Genomic DNA, 403 nt, shown 5'->3' on the forward strand with positions numbered 1-403 from the left:
GTATGGCAGCTACCTACTCTCCCGCATTGTTGTGCAGTACCATCGGCCATGAGGGGCTTAACTTCTCTGTTCGGAATGGGAAGAGGTGAACACCCTCGGCAAAACCACCATAAGATCTTTTGCCGGTATTAGCGGGCAATAATATATTATGAAAGTTCTAACGAACTTGTAAAAATCGTAAATAAAGACTTTCAATACTATTGAAAGTGATGATCCGGAAAATAGCCTTTCTATCCGGAAAAATGAAAATAAAGAAGCCTTAGTGCACAAACACTAAGGCTTCTCTTAATAAGTATGGCAGCTACCTACTCTCCCGCATTGTTGTGCAGTACCATCGGCCATGAGGGGCTTAACTTCTCTGTTCGGAATGGGAAGAGGTGAACACCCTCGGCAAAACCACCAT

The 403-nt window shown here is 43.7% G+C and carries 2 rRNA genes; both read right to left on the reverse strand.

Features of this window, described 5'->3' with window-relative positions:
- A 5S ribosomal RNA gene (gene rrf, locus AB4Z08_RS35855) occupies positions 1-112 on the reverse strand.
- A gap of 180 nt (positions 113-292) precedes the next feature.
- Positions 293-403 (reverse strand): 5S ribosomal RNA (gene rrf, locus AB4Z08_RS35860).

The sequence above is a fragment of the Chitinophaga sp. RAB17 genome, assembly GCF_052114225.1.
Lineage (GTDB): Bacteria > Bacteroidota > Bacteroidia > Chitinophagales > Chitinophagaceae > Chitinophaga.